This is a genomic window from Parabacteroides sp. AF17-3, assembly GCF_003635445.1.
In the GTDB taxonomy this organism is placed as follows: Bacteria; Bacteroidota; Bacteroidia; order Bacteroidales; family Tannerellaceae; genus Parabacteroides; species Parabacteroides goldsteinii.
The window spans coordinates 370,501-395,152 of sequence record NZ_QTMM01000002.1; the positions used below are offsets into that span (position 1 = coordinate 370,501).

Annotated in this window: 17 protein-coding genes; all 17 read left to right on the forward strand. The window is 44.2% G+C overall.

The genetic code is table 11. The features are described from left to right. Nucleotides 1-44: 44 nt before the first annotated feature. Nucleotides 45-1,385 carry a Gfo/Idh/MocA family protein gene (locus tag DWW91_RS03740; RefSeq protein WP_122326988.1) on the forward strand — a complete coding sequence of 447 codons (1,341 nt, stop codon included), beginning with the start codon at nucleotides 45-47 and terminating at the stop codon, nucleotides 1,383-1,385. 56 nt (nucleotides 1,386-1,441) lie between these two features. After that, nucleotides 1,442-2,782, forward strand: coding sequence for a sugar MFS transporter (locus tag DWW91_RS03745; RefSeq protein ID WP_122326989.1), 1,341 nt, complete (start codon nucleotides 1,442-1,444; stop codon nucleotides 2,780-2,782). 5 nt (nucleotides 2,783-2,787) lie between these two features. Next, the gene (locus DWW91_RS03750; protein ID WP_010800981.1) at nucleotides 2,788-3,576 is read left to right on the forward strand and encodes a 6-phosphogluconolactonase; all 789 of its coding nucleotides are present in this window, start codon (nucleotides 2,788-2,790) and stop codon (nucleotides 3,574-3,576) included. Between the two features lie 12 nt (nucleotides 3,577-3,588). Then, the gene (locus tag DWW91_RS03755; protein WP_010800982.1) at nucleotides 3,589-4,584 is read left to right on the forward strand and encodes a Gfo/Idh/MocA family protein; all 996 of its coding nucleotides are present in this window, start codon (nucleotides 3,589-3,591) and stop codon (nucleotides 4,582-4,584) included. A gap of 28 nt (nucleotides 4,585-4,612) precedes the next feature. After that, nucleotides 4,613-7,651: a TonB-dependent receptor gene (locus DWW91_RS03760; RefSeq protein WP_158599429.1), complete on the forward strand. Its 3,039-nt coding sequence runs from the start codon at nucleotides 4,613-4,615 to the stop codon at nucleotides 7,649-7,651. A 16-nt stretch (nucleotides 7,652-7,667) separates the two neighbouring features. Then, entirely contained in the window at nucleotides 7,668-9,380 is a 1,713-nt protein-coding gene (locus DWW91_RS03765; RefSeq protein ID WP_122326991.1) for a RagB/SusD family nutrient uptake outer membrane protein, read from the forward strand. A 12-nt stretch (nucleotides 9,381-9,392) separates the two neighbouring features. Further along, nucleotides 9,393-10,760: a Gfo/Idh/MocA family protein gene (locus tag DWW91_RS03770; protein WP_122326992.1), complete on the forward strand. Its 1,368-nt coding sequence runs from the start codon at nucleotides 9,393-9,395 to the stop codon at nucleotides 10,758-10,760. Between the two features lie 382 nt (nucleotides 10,761-11,142). Continuing rightward, nucleotides 11,143-11,934 (forward strand): O-methyltransferase, encoded by a 792-nt coding sequence (locus DWW91_RS03775; RefSeq protein ID WP_122327085.1) that lies wholly within the window; start codon nucleotides 11,143-11,145, stop codon nucleotides 11,932-11,934. A gap of 48 nt (nucleotides 11,935-11,982) precedes the next feature. Continuing rightward, entirely contained in the window at nucleotides 11,983-12,546 is a 564-nt protein-coding gene (locus DWW91_RS03780; RefSeq protein ID WP_009860151.1) for a cob(I)yrinic acid a,c-diamide adenosyltransferase, read from the forward strand. A gap of 73 nt (nucleotides 12,547-12,619) precedes the next feature. Then, nucleotides 12,620-12,841, forward strand: a complete 222-nt coding sequence (locus DWW91_RS03785; RefSeq protein ID WP_005633363.1) for a DUF2795 domain-containing protein — start codon at nucleotides 12,620-12,622, stop codon at nucleotides 12,839-12,841. Nucleotides 12,842-12,995: 154 nt separating this feature from the next. After that, nucleotides 12,996-13,949, forward strand: a complete 954-nt coding sequence (locus DWW91_RS03790; RefSeq protein WP_009860152.1) for a type IX secretion system membrane protein PorP/SprF — start codon at nucleotides 12,996-12,998, stop codon at nucleotides 13,947-13,949. A gap of 3 nt (nucleotides 13,950-13,952) precedes the next feature. Further along, complete coding sequence (locus tag DWW91_RS03795) at nucleotides 13,953-15,380, forward strand: SUMF1/EgtB/PvdO family nonheme iron enzyme (RefSeq protein ID WP_122326993.1); 1,428 nt, start codon at nucleotides 13,953-13,955, stop codon at nucleotides 15,378-15,380. Nucleotides 15,381-15,400: 20 nt separating this feature from the next. Next, on the forward strand, nucleotides 15,401-16,507 hold the full coding sequence (gldL, locus tag DWW91_RS03800) for a gliding motility protein GldL (RefSeq protein ID WP_224264082.1): 1,107 nt from the start codon (nucleotides 15,401-15,403) through the stop codon (nucleotides 16,505-16,507). 23 nt (nucleotides 16,508-16,530) lie between these two features. Next, nucleotides 16,531-18,099, forward strand: coding sequence for a gliding motility protein GldM (gene gldM / locus DWW91_RS03805; protein WP_010800989.1), 1,569 nt, complete (start codon nucleotides 16,531-16,533; stop codon nucleotides 18,097-18,099). Nucleotides 18,100-18,143: 44 nt separating this feature from the next. Then, on the forward strand, nucleotides 18,144-19,238 hold the full coding sequence (gene gldN, locus DWW91_RS03810; protein ID WP_010800990.1) for a gliding motility protein GldN: 1,095 nt from the start codon (nucleotides 18,144-18,146) through the stop codon (nucleotides 19,236-19,238). 353 nt (nucleotides 19,239-19,591) lie between these two features. Beyond that, nucleotides 19,592-22,816, forward strand: a complete 3,225-nt coding sequence (locus DWW91_RS03815; protein WP_122326994.1) for a TonB-dependent receptor — start codon at nucleotides 19,592-19,594, stop codon at nucleotides 22,814-22,816. Between the two features lie 30 nt (nucleotides 22,817-22,846). Next, nucleotides 22,847-24,568: a RagB/SusD family nutrient uptake outer membrane protein gene (locus DWW91_RS03820; RefSeq protein WP_122326995.1), complete on the forward strand. Its 1,722-nt coding sequence runs from the start codon at nucleotides 22,847-22,849 to the stop codon at nucleotides 24,566-24,568. The last annotated feature ends 84 nt before the right edge of the window (nucleotides 24,569-24,652 follow it).

Sequence of the window (24,652 nt, forward strand, 5' to 3'; positions counted from 1 at the left end):
ATATCTACATTTGCCTAATCAGATTTCATAAAATAATTATTACCATGATAACAAGACGTAGTTTTTTGAAAAAAACAATTGCAAGCACGACAATGCTTTCTTTAGGAGGAATACTACCAGGATTCACTCCAAAAAGTTATGCTAATATTATCGGAGCAAACGACCGGATCACAGTGGGAATGGTCGGAGTAAACTCTCGCGGTTTGGCTTTATCCAAAAATTTCGCAAAACAGACTAATTGTAACGTAAGTCATATTTGCGATGTCGACTCAAGAGCACTTAATAAATGTATCTACGAAGTAGAACAGATAACCGGCTCAAAACCCAAAGGAGACAAAGATTTACGCATCATGCTTGAAAATAAAGGATTAGATGCTATTGTCATAGCAACTCCCGATCATTGGCATGCACCTGCTGCTTTACTAGCAATAAAAGCCGGCAAACATGTTTATTTAGAAAAACCTTGTAGTTATGCTCCCGAAGAAGGAGAGATATTGATACAAGCTGTACAAAAATATAATAAAGTGGTTCAAATGGGAAACCAGCGACGGTCGTGGCCTAATGTAGTAGAAGCCATTGAAGAGATAAAAGCCGGAACAATAGGAAATGTTCATTTCGGAAGAGCTTGGTATTCGACAAACCGTGCACCGATAGGAACAGGAAAAGAATGCGCTGTTCCCGAGTGGCTGGATTGGGACTTATGGCAGGGACCTGCCCCTCGTTCTGCCTACAAGGATAATATTGTACACTATAACTGGCACTGGATTTGGAAATGGGGTACCGGAGAAGCATTGAATAACGGTACCCATATGGTCGACCTTTTACGGTGGGGTATGGAGGTCGATTATCCGACAGCTGTACAATCGACAGGTGGTCGGTATTATTACCGAGATGATTGGGAAACACCCGACACCCAGGTTATCAATTTTGATTTCGATGGTAAAAAGTCCATGATGTGGGAAGGGCACAGTTGTAACTCTTATGCCCTTGAAGGATGCCCGGTTGGAGCCATTTTTTACGGAGATAAGGCTAATTTATTTATTGACGGAGGCAATTCCTACAAAATTATGGATTTGAAGAATAAAATAATCAAAGAAGTAAACAGTAAAAACACAGTCAATCCCCTCAACCGTATGAATCCTGGAGAACAATTGGATGCTATTCATATTCAAAATTTCTTTAATGGTATCACCAAAGGAGAAAAACTGAATTCGGATATAGTATCAGGACATAAAAGTACTCTTTTAGTTCAATTGGGAAACATTGCCCAACGATCAGCAAGCCGGCTGGAAACTTCACTAGAAAACGGTCATATACAAGATCGACAAATCGCTTATAAATATTGGGGCAGAACATATGAGAAAGGATGGAAAATGGAACTGTGAATTTCAATACAAAGAAAAAATATAACATTTGATTCTAATATTAAACAGATAGCAATATGTCAAATCACAATCAGTTAACCGAAAAAAAGCAAGTTTTCCTGGGAATAGCCATCATCGGAATCGTATTTTTTATCATCGGTTTCGTATCATGGGTAAACTCAATTCTGATACCTTATTTTAAGATCGCATGCGAACTTACAAATTTTCAGTCTTATTTTGTCACTTTTGCCTTTTATATAGCTTATCTGGTAATGTCGATCCCTGTCGCTTACCTCTTAAAAAGTACCGGCTATAAAAGAGGGATGATGTTCGGTTTTATCTGTTTGTCATGTGGGGCCTTTTTGTTTGTGCCTGCCGCACTAGGACGGATATATGGCATTTTCCTGACAGGACTTTTTATCATGGGAACCGGACTTTCGATTTTACAGGCTGCAGCAAATCCGTATATTACAATAATAGGACCAATAGAGAGTGCCGCCCGCAGAATCAGTGTTATGGGTATTTGTAATAAGTTTGCCGGAATCATTTCTCCTCTCATTTTTGCCGCTGTTGTCCTTCATTCCAGTCAGGAAATAATCCGTTCATTAGAAGAAGGACTGGTTTCGGAAGATGCCAAAGAAATGGTACTAAATGAATTAATACGTGGAGTTATATGGCCATATACCATACTGGGTATTATTCTTTTGGGAATAGGTATATTTATTAATTATTCCTCATTACCGGATATCAATCCTGAACAGGAAAACGAACGGATAGAAAATCTGAACCAAAATAAAACATCGATTTTCCAATTTCCTTATTTAATATTAGGAGTGATAGCATTATTTCTGCATGTGGGTACGCAAGTGATTGCAATCGATACAATTATCCCTTATGCAGGTTCAATGGGAGTCAGTTTACTGGATGCTAAATTTTTTCCGTCTTATACATTAGGTACAACAATTATAGGATACGTTTTCGGCATACTTTTCATTCCTAAAATAGTTTCACAAAAAAATGCGCTCATATTTTGTACGGTATCAGGGTTGATTCTTTCTTTCGGAGTGCTCTGGACCGATCAAATAGTAAGCCTATTCGGACATAAGGCAAATCTGTCTATCTGGTTCTTAGCCTCTTTAGGGCTTCCAAACTCATTGATCTATGCAGGGATTTGGCCACATGCAATCCGTGATTTGGGGCGCTTCACAAAGATGGGAGCATCTCTACTCGTTATGGCTCTATGCGGAAATGCTATACTTCCCCTCATCTATGGGAAATTAGCAGATATCACCTCTTTGCAAAAAGGGTACTGGGTTTTAATTCCATGTTTTATTTACTTGATTTGGTATGCTACGACCGGTTATAAAATTACTGACTGGAAATCCGTATGTAAAATCTATATAAAGAATAAAGGTTAACAATCATGTTTAAATTCAAAGAAAACAAGTTAGATGTTCTGAGTTTCTCAGACAGGCAATCTATGGGAATCAGGGTTGCAACTGATGTAACAGCACGAATAAAGGAATTGTTACAAATCAAACCTGAAATCAATATGTTATTCGCAGCCGCTCCTTCACAGAATGATTTTTTATTAGCCTTAACGGCCGATAAAACAATCCCTTGGGAGCAAATCAACGCTTTCCAAATGGATGAATATATAGGTCTACCGGAAAATGCGCCGCAAAAATTCGGTAATTATCTAAAACAACACCTTTTTGGGAAAGTCTCGTTTAAACATGTATATTATATTCCAGAAGGAGAAAATACACAACTCGACAAATATGAGGAATACGTGAATCTTCTGGGCAAACATCCGATTGACATTGTTTGTCTGGGAATAGGAGAAAATGGACATATAGCCTTTAATGATCCTCACGTTGCTGATTTTAATGATAAGCAGCAAATTAAAATTGTAGAACTGGACTTCAAATGCAGGCAACAGCAAGTGCACGACGGCTGTTTTGACTCTATCGAAGAAGTTCCGACTCATGCGGTAACTCTTACTATTCCGATTTTAATGTCTGCCCAATATTTGTTTTGCATTGTTCCGGGAAAGACAAAATCTCAGGCAATTTATGATACCTTATATAATCCTGTCAATGAAAAATGTCCGGCAACGATTCTTCGTACTAAAGAAAATGTCCGGTTGTATATAGATAAAGATAGTGCATGCTTATTAAAAACGGAATTTGAAAACGAATGTTTAATCTAAAAAATCATTGTTATGAAACACTACTTTTTATTATTTATTCTAATTCAATTGATTGTAACATTACCTGTCCGGTCACAATACACTATCCGATTAGGGATAATAGGACTCGACACTTCTCACTCTACTGCATTCGTGGAATTAATCAATGGAAAGAATCCTCAACCAGAATTTGAAGGTTTTAAAGTCGTTGCAGCATTTCCCTATGGCTCCAGGAACATAGAATCAAGTGCAAAACGTATTCCTGAATATACGGAAACAGTAAAAAAATATGGAGTAAAGATAAGTTCATCCATCGCAAACATGCTTAAGGAAGTGGATTGTGTCTTTCTGGAAACGAATGATGGTACATTACATCTGGAACAGGCAACAGAAGTTATAAAAAGCGGAAAAACTCTATTTATTGACAAACCGATAGCAGCAACACTTCCTGATGTATTAACAATCTACCAATTGGCAGAAAAATATAATGTACCAATCTATTCCTCTTCAGCACTACGTTTTTCCCCAAAAAACCAGGAACTGAGAGCCGGAGTGGGAACCGAAGGAAAAGTCATAGGAGCAGATTGCTATTCGATCTGTAAAAACGAAGCCAATCACGCAGGATTCTATTGGTACGGTATTCACGGAGTAGAAATCCTTTTCACCATCATGAAACAAGGATGCACTTCTGTATCCTGTATCTCAACCGAAAGTACGGATGTAGCAGTCGGGGTATGGAAAGACGGACGTATCGGAACCTACAGAGGAATAAGGGAAGGTGTACAAACTTATGGCGGAACTGCCATCTGCGAAAAGCAAGTTGTTGCAGCCGGAGGATACACCGGATACACAGATTTGCTTAAATCGATACTAACTTTCTTCAAGACCAAAGTCCCCCCTGTCGACAAAGCTGAAACAATTGAAATATACACTTTCATGGAAGCTGCGAACGAGAGTATACGACAAAGAGGAAAGCCCGTAAGCATGGAAGAGACATACACAAAAGCTTTAAAAGCTGTAAAGAAATAATACAAATATGCACCTAAAAAATAATACTATGAACCGAATTTTAATCTTCTTAGGGTTGTTGTTGTGCACATTAGCCAGCAACGCTCAAAACATTCAGCAAGTAACAGGAAAAGTCACGGATAAGATCGGACCTCTTGCCGGAGTGAACATCTTGAATAAAAAGAGAGCCGGTCATGGAACCATGACTGATAGTGAAGGAAATTATTCTATACGAGCTGCAAAGGGAGACATTCTACAGTTTTCATTCGTAGGAATGGAAACAAAAGAAATAGTCGTTGACAAAACAGTTATAAATGTCTTATTATCCGAAAACACTCTACTTTTAGACGAAGTGGTTGCTATCGGTTACGGCACATCTACTAAAAAGGACCTGACAGGAGCTGTTGCTTCTATCAAGTTGGAAGATTCTCCTTCCGCTTCTTTACCAACAGTAAACCTACTCGAATCATTGAAAGGAAGTTTACCAGGTGTCGATATCGGAATGACATCATCAGCCGGTGGTGATCCTTCTCTAAATATACGTGGACAAAATTCTATCTCAGCTTCAAATACCCCTTTATTGGTTGTAGACGGAATTATTGGAGGTAGTTTTTCACAACTGAACCCACAGGACATAGCGACTATCGATGTCCTGAAAGACGCCAGTTCCGCAGCAGTATATGGTTCACGTGCCGCAAACGGAGTTATTATTGTAACAACGAAACGTGGAAAAACTGATAAACCTCATTTAAACCTGAACGCATATTATGGCATCCAGTCATGGACACGCAAACCTAAAATGATGAATGGAGAAAAATATAATCAGTTCAGAAAAGATCAGGCAATTGCCAGCGGGGCATCAGGTGTCGATTTAGGACTCGAATATATATTATTACCGAAAGAATACGAAGCCTATCAGGCAGGATCCGAAATCGACTGGTTTGACGAAGTAACACAATATGCACCGACTCAGAACTATCAGTTAAGCGTTTCCGGGGCGAATGACAAAATTAATTATTATGTATCTGCCAATTATTTAGATCAAAAAGGAATAATTGTTGGCGATAAATATAATAAAGCCTCTTTTCTGGCTAAAATGGATGTCAATGTATTCAAATGGGCTAAAATAGGAATAAATCTTTCCGGCAATATACAGGACTATTCCGGTATGAATGCCAGCGCTTACACTGCGACTTTCATCAGTCCGTGGGGATTCATGAACTCTACTTTTGCCGGGCATGAAGACTGGCTGGAAGTATTTCCCGGCGGTAACACATCCTGGGGTAATCCGTTAATGGATACACACAATATAGACGATATGGACAAACGGAATAACTTCGACGGCAAAGCCTATCTGGAGATTCGGCTACCTTGGATCGAAGGACTAAGCTGGCGTATCAACGGAAGCTATAATCTGAGCCAAAAAAAGGAAGGTCGTTTCTATCATGAAAACTATTACGTGCAAACTATCAAGGAATCGGAAATCCTGAACCCTTCCCAGTTTCTGAAAGATGCTAACGGATATAAAAAAGACACGAACGGCAACAGTTGGCTATTGAATCAGATCCTAAACTATAATCACACATTTGGAGAACACCGGATCGACCTGACATTCATGTCCGAACGACAACGGTCGCACGAAGATGGTGTCCACGCTACGGCACGTGACTTTTCGGAAGCAGGAACGACTGTACTAGGCTATAATTCGTTGGAATTGGGGGCTGCCGATAAAAGAGCAATCGATACTTGGAAAACGCAATCGTCCTCACTGGCCTATCTGGGGCGTATCAATTATGTCTGGCGCAACAGATACCATGTTTCTGCTAGTTTCCGTCGAGATGGTTTCTCCGCTTTTGCAGAAGGACATAAATACGGAAATTTCAAATCAGCAGCCTTAGCATGGACTCTTTCGGAAGAAGAATTCCTTCAAAATAGTATTCTGAGTTACCTGAAGCTCCGTCTGTCATATGGAGAAAACGGAAATCCGTCCATCAAGAATTATGAAACTTTCCCCAAAGTGGGCATTGGTGCTTATATCTTTGGTACTAAGTATGTCAAAAGCCAATATCAAAGTTCGTTGGCCAACAAGACATTGGGATGGGAAAAAACAAATGCGTTTAATGTCGGTACCGACTTCGGCTTATTTAATGACAGGTTGACCGGTAACATAGAATACTACAATTCTAATACGACTAACCTGCTGGTTAAGCGCCGTCTGCCCTCCACCAGCGGATACACTTCCATTTTCGACAATCTGGGAAAAGTAGCAAATTGGGGACTGGAAATAGGTTTACATTCCGTGAACATCGAGACAAAGGACTTTCAATGGAATACATCTGTTTCATTCTGGCTTAACCGTAATAAGATTAAATCGCTTTACGGAATTGATTCGAACAAAGATGGCAAAGAGGACGACGATATCGAGAACAGCTGGTTTATTGGGAAGTCGTTGGGAGCCGTATATGACTATACTTTCGATGGTATCGTACAAACAGACGATATAGAATATCAGGAAAAATATAATATGAAACCCGGTGACGTGAAGTTCAAGGATTTGAATGAGGACGGTAAGATCGACGCAGAGGATAAATCCATCATTGGTTATACAAAGCCCAACTTCACGGTAAACCTAAAGAATACGTTAACATATAAGAACTTCCAACTGTTTTTTGCTATCGACTGGATTGCCGGAGGCGGAAAAAATAATTATTACATACAGAATAACGCAGTTGCTTTTGTCCCCAATACAACAGGAACCAGCTGTAATTGGCTGGATAAAGAATACTGGACTCCTGAGACTCCGTCAAATACTGTTCCCCGGGTAAACTATCTTCAACAAAATTATAAATACGGGTTTTATCAGTCAAGAGCTTTTGTACGTTTGCAAGACATATCTTTAAGTTACACATTCAATCCGAGAATACTGGAGAAAACACATGTTTTCACTGACGCTAAAATATTTGTCAGTGGCAAGAACCTGTTAACTTTCACAGGTTGGACAGGGATGGACCCGGAAACCGGTCAACGTATCGGAGGAGGAAACCCCAGCTTTAAAACCGTTAGCTTTGGATTAAACGTTTCATTTTAATTAAAAGGACAACATTATGAAAAAAATAGTAACAATAATATCAATCCTTTTTTCTTTAGGAGCATGTAACGATAGTGCTTTTTTAAGAGAAGAGCCGGAAGACTTTCTGACAATAGACAATGCCTTTTTAAATTACGAACAATTTAAAACAGGAATAAATCAAATGTATGCTCAGGTCAGAGTTTTTTACAATAGTGCGGATACAGATGCGGATTGGGCTATGATGGGAGTCGGAACAGACGCGTTCATGTTACCCGGTGGAAACGGTTCTGATCTGGCATTCAACGATTGGTTAAAAATAGATCCTAATATCAATTACGTAAGCGATTGGTGGAACCGTTGTTTTGCTATAGTCAAAAATTGCAACGAGTTGCTACATCAGTCTGAGAATGAAAGAGTGAGCTGGAATAAGGAAGGGCAAAAAGAAGAAATCCAAGCAGAGATCCGCTTTTTCAGGGCATATGCCTATCGTTGCCTTGCTCATCTTTTTGGAGATGTCCCAATCCTAACAGAGCCGGTCACTGCTCCCAAACTCGATTTTAGGAGAAATAGCCGGACCGATGTTTACAAGTTTTGTATAGAAGATCTGGTATTTGCCACGAAATATCTACCGATCACAACAAGTTCTAAAGGACAAATCGTCCGGGCAGTAGCAGATCATCTTTTAACTGAGATTTACATTGCTTTCGCTGATAATGGAGGAGACTCCAGCTTCTATAACAGCGCAATCGAGGCGGCTACACGTGTATTGGACGGAACAGATGGGAATTACCAACTTATGAAGTCCCGCTTCGGTTCCCGTGCCACCGAACCCGATAAAGACGTATACTGGGATCTTTTCAGAATGGGAAATCAAAATTATCAGGATGGTAATTTGGAATGCCTTTGGGCGATTCAATTCGAATACAATACTCCGGGAGGAACGAACATTTATGACAGGCCGTTACTGGAAAGAGCTTTTTGGCCAAATTTCTGGGCAACTACAAAATTCGGCTACGACGGAGTTGCACGTGACTGGACCGGACGAGGCATCGCCAGAATACGCCCTACCAACTATGCCATTTATACAATATGGCAAAATGCAGAAAATGATATCCGAAATTCAGAGGCTAATATAAATCGGCATTATTATGCCCCCAAACCGATTATAGGAGGAATAGAGATTGATTATGACACAGTCTATTCAACACCGGTAATATTACATGACGGAACGGAACTCATAGTCAAACTCAAACCAGGAGAAGAAATTCAGAAGGAATGGATGACAACACGCGAAGATACGATGAGCCGCTATTTTCCCCGATTCTTCAAATTCGGAACTGATAAACATATCAATGGAAAACCAGATAATGGATATGTCCGTGATATTTATGTTTTCCGTTTAGCAGAAACTTATCTTTTACGTGCGGAAGCTTATCTAAAAAAAGGAGAGAAAGATAAAGCCGCTGCAGATATAAATGAGGTACGAAAACGTTCTAATGCAACTCCGGTCGAAGTCTCACAAGTCGATATCGACTATTTGCTGGATGAACGCGCCAGAGAATTACTAGGAGAAGAATACCGGACAATGACACTTTGCCGCATGCACCTCCTTTATGATCGGACTAAACGGTTCGGTTTTGAGAACTCTGCAGCCACTGTCAGAGAAGTGAATAATCTTTTCCCCATTCCACAATCAGTAATCGATGCTAATTTGGATGCGGAGTTAACACAAAATCCAGGTTATTAAATATCTATAATTATGGAACCAGAAGAGAAACTGACCAGACGCAACTTTTTATCCGGCGTAGCCACTATCGGGTTAAGTAGTACGCTCGGTTCCGGTCTGTTATTTACCTCTTGCTCAGAAAAGGGAAAACAGGAGCCGTTACACCCTGTCGAAGAACTTTATATACCCGAACTACCGGACAAAGCGATCGACGGGAAACCGATCAAGGCCGCTTTGATCGGGTGCGGCGGAAGAGGTATAGGAGCAGCTTTCAACTTTCTCGATGCAGGAAACGACCTGTCTATCGTTGCACTGGCCGATCTCTTCCCGGACAAACTGGAAGCCGGGAAACAACGGCTGAAGGACGGGAAAAACGTCCATATCCCGGACGAAATGTGCTTTACCGGTTTCGATGCCTATCGAAAAGTGTGTGAACTACCGATAGACCTTGTGCTGATCGCATCCCCCAACTGCTTCCATCCCGGGCACATGAAATATGCGATTGAAAAGGGAAAACACGTATTCGTTGAAAAACCGGCAGCCATCGATCCGGCAGGTTACCGTACGTTCGTAGCCGCGGCAAGACAAGCGGCGAACACAGGTATCAACATCCTGCCCGGTACGCAATACCATTTCGACCGGCCGTTTGTCGCCTCTTACCAAAAGGTACAGGAAGGACTTATCGGTTCTATTATATCGGGATACGCCTATTATCATACAGGACGTGACCAATATATCGTTCGTCGTCCGGAATGGACCGATATGGAATATATGATCCGCGGACATTTCAACTGGAACTGGGTGAACGGCGACCAGATCAGTAACATGCTGATCCACTGGATAGATGTTTTCAACTGGTTCACGCAACTCAAACCGGTTAATGTCATTGCCTATGGTTCCAGGATTCGTAAGAATATAGGCAATGTATACGACAATTTCAGCATGCACTTCGAATATGAAAACGGAGTAATGCTGGAAGGAATGGTCCGAAGGATAGACGGTTGTGACAATGGTGCCGGGATTGTCATTCAGGGGGAAAAAGGATCGTGGCATAGCAGCGACTTTTCCATCCGTAACAGAAACGGGGAAACAATCTGGAAATACGATCCGGAAGCTGCCAAGTCGAAATTCAAAGTACACGACATGTATACCCTTGAACACATCATGCTGGTCGATCATATCCGGAAAGGGACAGTGCTGAATATAGCCGAAACGGCTGCCACATCTGCCTTAACCGCCGTCATGGCACGGGAATCGGCCTATACAGGAAAAAGATACACATGGCAGCAAATTTCATCGTCTCCCCTGAACATGTTACCGGAACAAATGGCATTGGTCAACGTAGACTTGAAACAATTCGGCGTACCTCTCCCCGGCACCGCGTTCATTGCGGATGATTGACTGGTCATCATAAGCATAGAACACCTGACATACTCTTGTCTGGTTGCCGGGAAAAGTTTTTGCCGACACTGTCGGCAAAATTATCGACAGCGTCGGCAAAGCTTTCGACAGTGTCAGCAATATTGCCGACACTGTCGATAACAAATTACCTGCCTGAAAAAACAAAGAAACTATTAATACTCTCCAGCCTTCCGCCTTTACTCAGCACAATGTTTCTCGCTACATACGACTCGTTCCCAGCCGTATCCGTGCAATACACCATATAAACCTAAATCCGGTGACGGATATATAGATATTTTGTTTCTGACATGAATCTGTAGATACTAATTATTGCCAATAAATAAGAATATCTTACTTTTGTGTGACAAATACGAAAAAAGAAATGCAGATCATACCCAAAGCTAATACCTTACGAAAAAGTGTACTTTTATACCGGGGCATCCGTTACCGCCGCGGTTACGGAGTACATTCGCCTTTCGTCTTCAACCTGATAACAAAGGTAATAGAAGAACGCTGTTCCTATTATAGCTTTTATGATATAGAACTGATCCGGAAACAACTGCTTTTCCGCGACAATATCATCACCTATCCGGACAGGCAGCAGAAAGGGATACTCCGCCGCCGTACGATCGGAGAGATTGTGGAGCGCGAAGCGATCAAGCCCAAGCACGGAGCCTTGCTTTTCCGCCTGGCGAACTATTTCAAGTCGCAAAATATACTTCAACTGGGACCGTCGATGGGGTTATCCACCCTTTATCTGACCTCCTACGCCCCCGGACTGAAATGTATTGCCCTTGAGAATATCCCGGAGTTCGCCTCCATCGCCCGGATCGCTTTCGATAAAGCGGCACGCAACCCGGTGGACCTGCGCACGGGAACGTATAAAGAGTTGCTTCCCCAGGCATTGGAAGACATGGGAAAAGTCGATTTTGTATTTTTTAATACATTATATGAACAACATAACAACGTTTGGTTGTTTAATGAATGTACAAAGCATATCCATAACGATACGATCTTTGTTTTTGAAGGAATCAAGGCAAGCCGTAAAATGAGAGAATTTTGGAAGGAGATATGTTCGCACCCCGAAGTAACGGTGACTATCGACCTCTATTCGATGGGGATCGTATTCTTCAACAAGAAATTACATAAACGCGACTATATAGTCTACTTCTAACGGCAGAGAGCAGATAATAAGAGTGTTGAAAATTAAAAAAAGAAGTATATGAAGAAAAGCCTTATTTATACCGGTGGCGGCGACAAAGGAAAAACCTCCCTTGTAGGAGGCCAGCGGGTATCGAAAGCGCACCAGCGCATAGAAAGTTACGGAACCATCGATGAACTGAATTCATTCATCGGGCTGCTTATCACAGCCCTGGACGATCAGGCCGACATCGATTTCCTCTCTTTCATACAGCATAAACTGTTCACCATCGGTTCTTACCTGGCAACCGACCAGGAAACAACCGAACTGAAGATCGAGAGCAAGGTAACCCCCGAAAGCATCGAACGTATCGAACGGGAGATCGACCGCCTGGACAGCGAACTGCCGCAGATGAAAAACTTCATCCTGCCCGGAGGAAGCCGTTCCGCTTCGCTGGCACATGTCTGCCGTACCGTCTGCCGCCGTGCAGAACGCCAGATATACCGTTTGGCCGAAACAAATCCCGTCGAAGAGCCTGTACTTATTTTCGTCAACAGATTGTCTGATTATCTGTTTGTTTTGGCCCGTAAGGAGTGTATTAGGAATAATGGTAAAGAAATTATTTGGGATTATACTTGCATCTAAGAAATATTGTTTTATTTTTGCGGGAAATTTGAGAACCTGACTGTCTTCGGGCAGTTGTTAATACTAGATAACTATGTATTGGACATTAGAGTTAGCTTCGAAGTTGGAAGACGCGCCCTGGCCTGCAACCAAGGATGAATTGATTGACTATGCACAACGTTCTGGTGCGCCGTTAGAAGTAATAGAGAATTTGCAGGAAATGGAAGATGAAGGTGAGATTTATGAATGCATGGAAGATATCTGGCCTGACTATCCAAGTAAAGAAGACTTCTTCTTCAATGAAGAGGAATATTGATGTGCTTTAAAATAAAGTATTGAAATAAAGGCGAGGTAGCGGGCTTGCAGAAGTCCCCTGCCTCGTTTGTTTTTTGCGGTCCATACAATTTATACCTGTTTGCCGCGTTATTGTAGGGGGTGAAACATCTTTCACCCCGTTAGTTATAGTTTAGATGAAGAGAGTCTTCCTGTTTATTATCGCATTGATTACCTGCACGATGAGCGTGCGGGGTCAGATTGATATGCAGTTAAGCCAATACTTCCTGGGACTGGGATATTACAACCCCGCCTATGCCGGAACGACGGGAGATCTGAATATGCTCGGGTTGTTCCGCCAACAGTGGATCGGCATGCCCGGAGCCAGTACCTCTTTCTTTGTTATCGCCGATATGCCCTTCAAATTAGGCAGTACGAACAATGGGGTCGGACTGGTTGTAAACACGGAAAGTATCGGATTATTCCAGTATACAAAAGTAGGGGCACAGTATGCCTATAAGCAGAAATTATTCGGAGGAACTTTAAGTATCGGGTTGCAGGCAGGCATATTCAATGTCGGCTTTGACGGGACAAAGATATATATCCCGGCAGATAATGACTATCACACTCCTGTAGATTCAGACCCCGCTTTGCCCTCAACAGCTGTGCAGGCAATGGCGATCGACCTGAATGCCGGTATTTATTATTCCCACAAACATTTCTATGCCGGTTTCGGAGCCACTCACCTGACAGCGCCCGAAATGGCATTGGGTGAAACGACTAATTATTATATCCCTATGGGATTAAATTTAGTAGGCGGATACAATATTCAGCTCAGGAACCCGTTGTATGAATTACAGCCCTCTGTATTCCTGAAAACAGACATGCAGAGTTTCCAGGCGGACATTACCGCCCGAATGGTATATAATAAAATGTTTAACGGAGGTCTTTCCTGGCGTATAAACGAGTCGGTAGTAGTATTATTGGGAGCCACATTCGGCAGATTTCAGGTTGGATATGCTTACGATTTCCCTACCACGGCCATGTTAAAAGGGAGTTCCGGTAGCCACGAAGTGTTGGTGCGCTACCAGTTGAAGTTGAAGAAGACAAAAACAGGAAAGAACAGACACAAAAGTGTACGTATATTATAGTATATGAAAAAAGTATTATTAGTACTTATGGCAGTAGCCTTGCTTACCTCATGTGGTAAATCCCTTTCCGGAGCGGGAGGAGAAGTTACCGGGGTAAGATCTGTGGCTTTTAACGAACCTTCGCCCTACGGCATGGTTCTGATCAAAAGAGGTTCGTTCGAAATGGGACCGGCAGACAAAGACTCCTTATGGGGAATCAACCCTGAAACAAAGGGAGTTTCGTTTGACGCGTTCTGGATGGACGAAACGGAAATAACCAACGCCAAATACCGCCAGTTCGTCTACTGGGTGCGCGACTCCATTATCCGCGAACGCCTGGCCGACCCGGCTTACGGTGGCAACGACCTGTTTAAGATCACGGAAGACCGTTACGGCGAACCCGTCACCCCGCATCTGGACTGGAGCCGTCCGATCCCCTGGAAACGGGCGAACGAAGATGAGCTGCGTGCCATCGAAAGCGTTTACTATGTACACCCCATCACCGGCGAAAAACGTCTGGACGAAAAGCAGATGGTCTACAAATACGAATGGTATGACTACACCGGTGCCGCCCTGCGCAAAAACCGCCTGGATCCGGGCGAACGCGTACGTAACACCGATATACAAGTCGATATGAACGAGGTCGTTATGATCTCCAAGGATACCGCCTATATCAACGATGACGGCAACATCATCAACGAAACCCTTACCCGCCCGCTCAGCGGTCCGTGGGATTTCCTTCATACCCGCATCGTAAACGTTTATCCGGATGAAACCTGTTGGGTGAACGACTTCAATAATGCTTACAACGAGCCATACATGCGCATGTACTTCCAGCATCCGGGATATGACGATTATCCTGTCGTAGGTGTCTCCTGGGAACAGGCTACCGCATTCTGCGTATGGCGTACCGATATGTTCAAACAATCGTTGAACTTCCCGGCCGGACAAGCCATCGAGCCGTTCCGCCTGCCGACAGAAGGCGAATGGGAATATGCCGCCCGCTCCGGAAAGAACGAAAACAAATACCCCTGGTCGTCCGACGAACTTCAGAACGCCAAAGGTTGCTTCATGGCAAACTTCAAACCCGGAAAAGGGAACTATACCGAAGACGGTCACCTGATTCCATCCCGCGTAGGCTCTTTCGCCCCGAACCAGTTCGGCTTGTATGACATGGCGGGTAACGTGGCAGAATGGACTTCTACCATGTATTCCGAATCGGGCCCGAGCCAGATGAGCGATATGAACCCCGACCTGCGCTACAACGCAGCCAAGGAAGACCCGTATGCGATGAAGAAGAAAGTCGTACGCGGCGGCTCATGGAAAGACGTGGCACAATTTATCCGTTCGGATATGCGCACCTTCGAATACCAGAACGAAACCCGTTCCTATATCGGTTTCCGTTGCGCACGTACACAGATCGGTTTCTCCCGTTCAAAAGGTAAAAAATAATATAAGAAACATACAACATTATGGGAAAATATAGAAGATATAAAAACAGAATTGAAATGTTCCTTTCCAGCGACATGGGAAAGAGAGTACTGAACTTCTGTTACAGCTGGGGAGCATCTATCGTAATCATAGGTGCCATGTTCAAGTTGCTTCACCTGCCGTATGGTAACCAGATCCTGTTTATCGCCATGACGGTGGAAGCATTGGTATTCTTTATCTCCGCTTTTGAACACCCTTCAAACGAATATCATTGGGAAGAAGTATTCCCCGTGCTGAAATCGAAGAACCCGATGGACCGTCCCGACTTTGCCGGCACAGGCATGTCCAACCTGATCAACTCATCGGACAATATGGATGACGACAATACCTCAGGCGGCATAAACATCCATGTAGGCAACGGCAGAAAAGCAGGTGTCGCAGGCAACCTGGGCGGAACCTCCGTACTGAGCAACCTCGATGTCAGCGAAGAAGATACAAAAAACCTGTCGGAAAGCATCAAGAAACTGAGCGGTGCTGCCGAACAGATCTCCAAGATGGCGGAACTGACCGAAGCTACCCAGAAATACCTGGAACAGCTATCCGGCATGTCCGAAAATATGGAACGTTTCAGCCACGTCACCAACTCGCTGACCAACGTATCCGACACATTGCTTAACTCTTATAAGAGCATCACAGACAACTCTGACGGTATCAACCAGAACTCACGCGGCTACGTGCAGCAGATGGAAATGTTGAACCGCAACATCTCCGGTTTGAATACTATCTACGAAATACAGTTAAAGAGTATCAGTTCGCAGATCGAATCGATCGAACATATCAACGGCGGCCTGAACCGCATCCGCGAGATGTACGACGGTTCGGTAACCGACAGCTCGGTCTTCCGCAACGAAACGGAAAAGATGACTCGCCAGCTGGCCGAACTGAACCAGGTATACAGCCGTTTGCTACAGGCAATGACGGTCAATATGGGTCCGGCAACCGCTTACCAGCAGCCTGCCCCCCAGCCGCAACAGCCCAATTACCAGCAACAGCAGCCTAACTATCAGCAGCCCTACCAGCAACAACCGTACGGCTACCAGCAGCAGGCTCCGTATACAAACAATCCCGGACAGCAATCCGGCAGATAATAAACAAACGAAACTGAAAGAAGATGTCCGGAATAGCAAATAATCCCAACTCGCCCCGTCAGAAGATGATCAACCTGATGTATCTGGTGTTCATCGCAATGATGGCACTGAACGTGTCGTCGGAGGTTCTCGACGGTTTCGAGCTAGTGGAAGACAGTTTACGCACCTCCATCAGCAACTCGGCTCACCGAAACGAGATCGTGGCAGGCGAACTGGATACCTACTACCAGTCCAACCCCGAAAAGGTAAAGGAATGGTACGATAAGGGTAAACAGGTAAAGTCCGCTTCCGACAGCCTGTACAACTACGTGCAGGACCTGAAGCAACGTATCGCGGTAATTGCCGATGGGAAAGATGCCAACGTAAACAAGATAGAGCATAAAGACGACCTCGAAGCCGCTTCACGCATCATGCTGGGCCCGGTTACCGGAGAAGGAAAGAAGCTACGCGAAGCCATCGACGCTTACCGCGTAATGATGGGCGAAATGGTACAGGACAGTGCCAAGACCCGCATCCTGGAAGCAAGCCTGAGCACTACACCGCCTCACAAGGCAGGGATCAATACCCGCACCTGGGAAGAAGCGTTGTTTGAAAATATGCCGGTTGCCGCAGCCGTAACATTACTGACGAAACTGCAAAGCGATATCCGCTACGCAGAAGGCGAAGTGCTGAACAACCTGTTGAACAGTGTCGACGTAGGCGACTACCGCGTGAACCAGATGACCGCACAGGTCATACCGGAGAGCCAGATCGTCATGCGCGGAAGCCAGTACAAGGCGAACATCGTCCTGTCTGCCGTCGATTCAACCAAACGTCCGGCCGTATTCGTAAACGGCAAGCAGTTGCCGGAAGACAGCCGCGGACAGTTCACCGCCATTGCCGGTGCCCCGGGTACTTACCCGATCAAAGGGTACATCGAGATGCCCAATAACGACGGCAGCATGATGCGTCAGAACTTCGAAAGCGAATACTTCGTAACGGAACCGAGTGCAACCGTTGCCCCGTTACTGATGAACGTATTATATGCCGGAATCGCCAACGAGATGCGTATCGCCGTACCGGGCGTACCGAGCGGGAACGTAACGGCCACCATGACAAACGGAACCCTGACACGCAAAGGCGATATCTGGGAAGCCCGCCCCTCAAAGGTCGGCACCGACGCTGTTATATCCGTCAATGCCCGCATGGCCGACGGCCGCAGCGTGGAAATGGCCAAGAATACCTTCCGCGTACGTGCCCTGCCCGACCCGATGCCTTACATCGAGTATAAGGACCAGAACGGCAATATGCGCAAGTTCCGCGGCGGAAACATGACCAAGCGTAATCTGATCGAGACGGAAGTACTCCAGGCAGCTATCGACGATGAAATATTGAATATAAAGTTTGACGTACTACGTTTCGAACTGTTGTTCTTCGACTCCATGGGAAATGCAATACCTGAAGTTTCTCAGGGTCCCCGGTTCTCGGACAACCAGAAAGACAGGATACGTCGTCTGACAAGAGGAAAACGCTTTTTCATCAGAGGTGTAGTAGCCAAAGGACCTGACGGCCTGGAACGTACCCTCACCCCGATCGAAGTCATTGTAAATTAAGTAGGGGCGGTTCGCGAACCGCCTTCAAACTAAGAATATAAAATATGAAACGTTTTTATTACATACTGGCAATTGCAAGCGCCCTGTTCTTCACAGCTACCTCCATACAGGCACAGGAAGAAACAGGAAACACCCAGCAACGGGCAAGAAGAAGCCCGCAGGCCACCCGCGGAGAACGGGCTAATGATAAGAAAGACACCGGTATACCCGAACTGACCGTGCGGGCACAGGATATGAACGAGCGTATGACACAAGAAGTGGGCAACGCCCGCTGGATGCGTGTCATGTACCGGCAGATAGACCTGATGAAAGAGAAGAATGCTCCTCTGTATTATCCGGTCACCCCGATGAACGGACAGATGAACCTTTTCTCCATCATCTTCAGTCTGATCAGCGAAGGTAAAATAGATGCATACCAGTATGAAGACGGTTACGAAGATTTCAGCGACAACAGCAAGATCAACCTGAAAGACATGCTCGACCGCTTCGGCATCTATTATGAGGAAGTACCCGGACAAGGTAACCAGGGAACCACTTTCGTGATCAACGAAAGCGATATTCCTTCCGAAACCGTCCGCTCTTATTATGTAAAGGAAGCCTGGTATTTCGACCAGAATAACTCCGTATTCGATGTAAAGACACTGGCCATCTGCCCGATCATGACCACTTCAGGTGATGTCGGCGAGTTAACCATGCCCATGTTCTGGATTCCTTACGAAAGCATCCGCCCGTATATCAACACGGCATTTATCATGACATCGAACATCAACAATGCCATGACCTTCACGCTCGACGACTATTTCCGCCGCCGTATGTTCGAAGGCGAGATCTATAAGACACAGAACCTGATGAACCAGCCGTTGATGGCTTACTGCCCGACTCCCGATTCCCTCAAGAAAGAACAGGACCGCATCGAAGGCCAGTTGGTTGCCTTTGAAAAGTCTCTCTGGTTCCAGCCCGACACTACTCAGGTAGAAGACCCGAAAGCGGCTAAAAAAGCGAGAAAATCATCAGCCCGCGGACAAGGCGGAGCCACTACCGAAAAGGCTGTTAAAGAAACCAAAGAAAAAACAGTAAAGACAAAAGCGCCGAAAGCCGAGAAATCTTCTCCGGTTCGAAGCGTACGTCGCAGAAGATAAGAACATATAAACTCAAGAAAAAGTAAAGGCTATGTCATCACGATGTAGCCTTTACTTTTTTTATCAAATTCTATCTAACAAACCATAGTTTTTACAGAACTATGGCCTTTTGTCCTATAAGAAAGTAGGAGATAAGTAAAACAGGGGGCATTTAGCGTGCAAAACACTCTTCTTTAAAAAAAGAACATAGATTCTATAACTTATTTTTTACAATTTAATACCTAATAAGAAAAATATTATTATTTTTGACACGATAAGATATCATAGTTCTGTAAAGACTATGTCTCTCATCTAAATTACAAGTTTTCACTAGTATAATATTGCGACTTATTAACCTCTTAAATCACAGGCTTATGTTAACTCAACTAAAACTGACCAAAGTGTTGATTATCCTGTCAGTATTCAATTTGTTTGGGAATATTCACACAGAAGCGAATACTCTTTCCCGACAAGCTGCGGTAACTCAACAAAAAAACAAAGTGACCGGTATCGTAGAAGATGAAAACGGAACCGTTGTCGGAGCCTCCATTTTCATCAAAGACAGTTCCACCGGAACAATTACTGACTCAGAAGGAAGATTTACCCTGACCGATGTCAAAAAAGGCTCGACACTCGTATTCTCTTTCGTCGGTTTAAAAACCCAGGAAATAATCTGGAAAGGGGAAAGTATACTAAACGTCAAAATGGTCAGCGACACCCAGGATTTGGATGAAGTTATCGTAGTAGCCTATGGAACAGCCAAAAAATCAGCATTCACAGGTTCAGCCACAGTTATCAGTGCAGAAAAACTGACACAACGCTCAACCACCAATGTCGTACAATCATTACAAGGACAGGTTGCCGGATTACAAATGACAACTGGTTCCGGACAGCCTGGCGGAGGTTCTCCATCCCTTATCATACGAGGCATAGGTTCTATCAATGCTGATATCGATCCGTTGATTATTGTCGACGGCATGCCTTATGAAGGAGGTTGGAACAATATCAACCCTTCTGATGTAGAATCGGTTTCCGTATTGAAAGATGCTGCATCGAATGCTCTTTACGGAGCAAGAGGTGCCAATGGTGTTATTATTATCACCACGAAACAGGCAAAAGTGGGAGAAGCAAAAGTAACAGCTTCCGCCAAATGGGGCGTAAATACGCGTGGCACCATCGATTACGACTACATCAAAGACCCCGGAGAATACTACGAAGCTCATTATAAAGCATTATATAATCAACTAAGATACGTCAAAGGATTATCTGAAAATGACGCATATACGCAGGCGAATATCAATATGGTAGGCAATACCAAAGAAAACGGCGGCTTAACCTATAACGTATTCAACTATCCGGAAAACGAATACCTGATAGGAAAAGACGGAAGACTAAACCCCAACGCCAAATTAGGACGGGTAGTGAACGGATATACGTTATCTCCCGACAACTGGGTCGATGAAGCATATAGCAGCGCCTTCCGGCAGGAATATAACGTCAATATATCCGGAGGAACCAACAAAATGCAAATGTACGGCTCCTTTGGTTACCTGAACGACGAAGGTATTGTCCCCAATGCCGGATACGAACGCTATTCTGCCCGCTTCAAAGGTTCTTACCAGGCAAAGAGTTGGTTGAAATTCGGTGCTAACGTAAACTATACTCACAGCGAAACATCGACCTTGTCAGAAGACTACAGCACAGATATGGCAAGTGTCGTAGAACAAGTTGCCCCTATCTACCCGGTCTATATCAGAGATGAGCATGGAAATATCATGACCGATGAAAACGGCAAACTGTATGACTACGGAACAACAAATACCGCGTTGGGATTAGCCCGCCCCGTTCTTCCGAACTCATCCATACAAAGCTCCATTCTCAATCTGTCGGAAACAAATTCGAATACTTTCAACGGTAACGGCTTTGTCGATATCACCTTCCTGAAAGACTTCAAATTCACGTTCAACGCAGGAACGACAGTACGCGAACAAAGATATTTCAAAACCAGCAACCCGTTCTACGGTTTCGGGGCGGAGCAAAACGGTACCATATCCGTGTTCCATTACCGCACAACCACACTAAATTTACAGCAGATCTTAAACTATAACCGCAGTTTCGGTAAACATAACGTATCGGCCATGTTGGGACACGAAAATTATAAATACAACTATGTCCAATTATCTGCCGAAAAAAAGAACATGTTCTCTTACTGGGAGAACCATGAATTGAACGGAGCCATCATTGACGCCGCTTCTGCCGACTCCTACGCAACGGATTACAATACGGAAGGATACTTCTTCCGCGGCCTCTACGATTACGACGGCAAGTATTTCTTCTCCGGTTCTTATCGCCGCGACGCTTCTTCACGCTTCCATCCGGATCATTGGTGGGGTAATTTCTATTCCATCGGAGCTGCTTACCTGATCTCGAGAGAAGACTGGTTCAAAACAAACTGGGTAGACTTGTTAAAAATCAAATTCTCTATCGGACAACAAGGTAACGACAATATCGGTAACTTCCGGTATATCGACACCTATACCATTAAAAACAACAATGACGAGTTATCGCTCGCCTTTGCCAGCAAAGGAAATAAAGATATCACCTGGGAAACAAATACGAACATGAACCTGGGAGTTGAATTTGAATTATTCAAACGCAAACTGACCGGTAGCTTCGAATTCTTCAACCGCAAGACGACCGATCTGTTAAACTGGTTCACCGTTCCTCTGTCGTTGGGATATGCAGGTTATTATGACAATATCGGAGACATGAATAACAGAGGTGTCGAACTCGATTTGAGATATACCCCGTTCAATAAAAAGAACTTCTCATGGACGATCAACTTCAACATGACTCATTATAAAAACAAGATCACCTATCTGCCTGCCGAGAAAAAGACGACAGAGATGGAAGGCCACGGCGGTTATATGGACGGAAGCAGGTATTACGGAGAAGGATTACCCATCAATACATGGTATATGCGTCAGTATGCCGGTGTGTCGGAAGAAGGTCTGTCCATGTGGTATTACACCGACAAGGAAACAGGAGAAAAAAAGACCACAACCACCAACTCCAGCGCAGACTATTATCTGTGCGGAGACCCCAACCCGGACCTGTACGGAGGTTTCGGTACGACACTGAATGTCTATGGTTTCGACCTCTCTGCCCAATTCAGTTATACGATCGGAGGCAAAACCTACGACTACGGATATGCAGGCATCATGGCTAATCCGACAGCATCGAGCGTCGGTAACCGCTGGCACAAAGACATCGCAGACGCATGGTCGCCCGAAAATACAGGGTCAAACATACCGCGCTGGTATTTCAACGACTTATACACCACCAGCATGTCGGATCGTTTCTTGATGGATGGTAGCTACCTCAGCTTGCAAAACGTACAGGTAGGATATACCATTCCCAAGAAATATACCTCTTATCTGGGCATAGACAATCTTCGTTTATACTTTGTATGCGATAATGTATATTACTGGTCAAAGAGAAAAGGATTGGATCCCAGACGCTCCTACAAAGGGGAGGGCGCTTCCGGAAAAATCTCTCCGCTCCGCACTTTCACCGGTGGCATCAGTTTACAATTCTAAATTCACACAAATTCCATAAAGCATAAAACAATGAAAAAGAAAAATATATTTAAAACAGTAATTGTTTCCAGCGTGTTTTTCCTGGGATTAGGCATGAATAGCTGTATCGAACAAACATTCCCCGAAAGTTCTACGGCCACAGCCGATCAGGTAGCCAACTCGCCAGCCGGTATGCAGGCTATGATGAGTGCAATCGTCGGATATATCAATACGTATAATTCTTATGGTAATAATTATAGTTTCGACTTCGGCTATAGTGCGTTCGGCATGACAAGAGAGACGATGTGCGAAGATTTCTTCGTCTATAATTCAAATTACGATTACTTCAGTTCATTCGGACAATGTCTGGCATTGGCGGAAAACAGTACAGTAAACAGTCTGTATTACTACTACTACAAATTCCTCAATAACACCAACAACCTGATACGCCTGATCGACCCGGAAACGGCCACCGAAACCAACAGGCAGTATTTGGGGATCGCCAAAACATTCCGGGCTTTAATCTATATGGATATCTCCCGTTTCTTCGAGTACAAGAAAACAGGCATAGCCAAACTGGACAACGAAGCCGAAGCGAATAAGATATACGGCCTGACCGTTCCCATCATCTACGAGAATATAACGGAAAGCGAAGCCCGCGACAACCCCAGGGTCCCTTTCTACACCATGTATGAATATATCCTGAACGATCTCGACGATGCCGAAGAATACCTGAAAGATTATACCCGGCCAACCAAGAATATGCCGGACCAGACAATCATCTACGGGTTGAAAGCACGCCTATGGCTGGAAATGGGTACGCGTTTCGAAAAATACCCGAATGATTTGTCAGCCCTCACCCAGAACGTCGACCTCGGTGTCAACTCTGCCAAAGATTGTTATGCAAAAGCTGCTGAATATGCCCGCAAAGTCATCTCAAACAGTGGAGCACAACCGTTATCGGAATCGGAATGGTTCGGAGGCAAAAACTATACGGCCGGATTCAATACCATCCAAACCGGCGCCTGGTTATGGGGTTCGATCATGAACCAGGAAAATATCCACAGCACATGGTTGAACTATGCCGGAAATATATGTACCGAACAGACATTCGGTGTAGGCAACTCCACCTACTGGGCTATCCGCACAATCAGCAAGGCCTTATACGATCAAATACCGGATACGGACTGGCGTAAAATTACCTGGATAGCCCCGGAAGATGCCGGAAAAGAACCGGGAAACAAATATCGTACCATATTATCCGATGTCAATTTCAAAAAGCTACCAGCTTACACGAACCTGAAGTTCAAACCGAAAGAAGGCAACATGATCGATGCCAACATAGGAGCAACGATCGATTATCTGATGATGCGTGTCGAAGAGATGTACTTCATCGAGGCCGAAGCATTAGCTGCAAGCCAGGGAGTAGCAGCCGGCGTAAATGCCCTCAACAGTTTTATGACTACCTATCGCTATCCGGAATATAATTGCCAGGCGACTACATTGGATGATTTCCGTAAAGAACTCATACTGCAAAAACGGATTGAATTCTGGGGAGAAGGAATCATTTTCTGGGACTACAAACGTTTGGAATTACCTGTTAAAAGAGGATATCCCGGAACCAACGCACCGGTAGGCTACCGCATGAACTCAATTGAAGGGTATTGCGCCCCCTGGTTCAATATCTTCTTCAGTAAATTCGAGTCACTTAAAAACACAGCCATCGTTTTGAATCCGGACCCGTCGGCCGTTATTTCAGACTGGACCGAATAAAAGGGATGAAACGTTCTACTTTTGATTAACAGAAAAAATCGAACGCGGAAAACTCATATCGTCCGCGTTCGATTCTTTTTTTAG